Source organism: Staphylococcus sp. HMSC34C02 (genome assembly GCF_001838705.1).
GTDB classification, from domain to species: domain Bacteria; phylum Bacillota; class Bacilli; order Staphylococcales; family Staphylococcaceae; genus Staphylococcus; species Staphylococcus borealis.
On record NZ_KV838556.1, the window covers coordinates 1 to 2,485 of the forward strand.

A 2,485-nucleotide genomic window follows, 5' to 3' on the forward strand; every position below is an offset into this window, starting at 1 on the left:
CTTCAGAAGGCTTTTCAAAATTTATACCATCCTTAGGAACAATAATTTCATTTGGAATTTGTTTCTATTTTTTAAGTAAAACAATGCAACACCTACCACTAAATATAACTTATGCAACTTGGGCGGGACTAGGTTTAGTCTTAACAACCGTAGTCTCAATAATTATTTTCAAAGAACAAATAAATCTAATAACTATAGTATCTATAGTTTTAATCATAGTCGGCGTAGTTTCGTTAAACATTTTCGGAACATCGCATTAATTGCTTTATTCCAATTGCTTTATTGACGTTGAGCCTCGGAACCCTTAACAATCCCAAAACTTGTCGAATGGTCGGCTTAATAGCTCACGCTATGCCGACATTCGTCTGCAAGTTTAGTTAAGGGTTCTTCTCAACATCAATAAATTTTCTCGGCATAAATGCGTGTTCTATTTTTTATTTTTTTCTCCTCTTGATAGCAAAAAATGCCATTCCAATACAAAACCACATACCTATAATCGATATCCAAATAGCAGTCATAGAATCACTCCTTTTTAGCAAACTTTATCACAATAGTTATCGCTTTACAGGTCTGATTTTCGTCGTTATAATCTAGTTAAATCCCGTAAGGGCGCACTTATGCGTTCTAAAAGAACGCGTGTAAAAACCATAATCGACCTTCGTCGATTTTTTATCTTAGTTTTAAGTAATCGGTGTTGTAGCACAGATATAAAAATTAATACTACATTTATTAGAATCGGCGTTGTGGCGCAGATACAAAAATTAATACTACACGAACTAGAATCGACGTTGTAGCGTAGATATAAAAATTAATACTGCATCGAAATTTAACTAAGATTTAAGCTACTAGTTTTTTACTAGTAGCTTTTTTATTTTTAAAATTTTAAATGCCTTTATTTTGAATTTTAAGGGGGTATTTTAAAGATTTAGGGGTAAATCATATAGTTTTATACCTAAAAACCTACACAAGCTTTTAAAACGTAAATATGAACCAAATAAATATATTCTAATTCCACAAACTAAAATTTGATCAAAACCAGTGACTAATTTTTTAGACACTGGTCCATTTACATGCAAATTTAAAAATTGGCATAAAAACTGGTCAACCATGCCGGTTGGACGCTATAGTTCCCGCAGGGGAAAAAAGACATAAAAAAACGCTAGCTTTTAAGCTAACGTTTCAAATCTTTTAAGTAATAATTTTGTTTTTCAAAATTCCAAATTGCCGTAATTGAATGTGCTTTTTCTTCTTCATCCGTTGTTTTATCTTCGTCACTTGTATTAATTAAATTGCCATCTTCAACATCATCTAAATTTAAAATTTTATGTTTTTGTTTAAGCAAACCACCATAACTCAACATACGTTTTCGATATAAACCTTTTTCTAAATCATTTACGATTTCTTGATTTTTTTCGTCATCATCAGTTAAAAAATCAGATGACTTAACCGAATATTTTGAGGTTTCTTTGATTGCTGCTTGAATATCTTTATCGCCTTTTTGATTTGGTTTGATCGCTTTAATATTTGCTACTGGTCGATAATTAACTTGTAATGCTTTTTGCCAAAAATCAATCCAATCATTTTGCGAAATATAATTTTCAGAACCTCTAAAATACTTACTTTCAACACATAATAAGACATGCATATGTTGATTATAACTACCATCATTTTTATTAACTGTAACTTCTGTTGAACGCATGAAACCAATTAAGTTTTTACTAACTTTTTTATATTTAAATAATCTTCTAAAAGATTCAGTTAAATGCTTTAAACTTCGTTCTAAAGTATCTCCATCTATCGCATTTCGTGTTGATAGAGTAAGAAATAACCACCGAGCTTTAGGCTTTTCTTTTACCACTTCTTCAATCACTTTTTGAGCTTGATAACTATTTTTCATAGCACGCCTCCAATTACAAACTGGACATAATTTTGATTTACAAAACCATGTCTTATGTAACTTCAAATAACCTTCATCAGTTGGCTTGAATTCTAAGACGTTACCACATTGTTTTACGTTAAAAGCCTTTTTAATTTTTAAGATTTCCAGTATATCTGCATAACTTACATTATCAATTTTCTTTTCTCTCCATGGGCGTTGTTTCCCACTTTTCATCATATCTTTTAGTGTTTTATTATCTTGATTTTCGTCTATATATTTTGTATGATTGTCTTGCATATAAAAAGACCTCCAGTATTTGATTTTAGCTCGACACTTTAATCTTATTACTGGAGTTTTTTTATGTCAAATTTTATTTTATACACTAAAAACCATTAAAAACACTGTCAAATCAACGTTAAAACGATATTTTGAAAAAGAACGTTATTTCTATATAGTATCAAGACAAGAAGAAACTCGTTTTCAACTCGTTTCAAAAACCTTTCAAAAACCATCAATCCACAAAAATACCACGCGAATGACACTCAAAATACAAGACTACAATTAAAAAATACTTAGAATAAAATTAAATAAAATACGAAAATTAAA

At 29.9% G+C, this 2,485-nt stretch carries 2 protein-coding genes; one reads left to right on the forward strand and one right to left on the reverse strand.

Annotation, left to right across the window (positions count from 1 at the left end; genetic code table 11):
* Nucleotides 1-260 (forward strand): DMT family transporter (locus HMPREF3239_RS01045; RefSeq protein WP_070499155.1); only part of this gene is annotated, 260 nt, incomplete at its 5' end.
* A gap of 911 nt (nt 261-1,171) precedes the next feature.
* Here the strand turns inward: HMPREF3239_RS01045 and HMPREF3239_RS01050 are convergent.
* Entirely contained in the window at nt 1,172-2,176 is a 1,005-nt protein-coding gene (locus HMPREF3239_RS01050) for a protein rep (protein ID WP_001655052.1), read from the reverse strand.
* Nucleotides 2,177-2,485 lie beyond the last annotated feature (309 nt).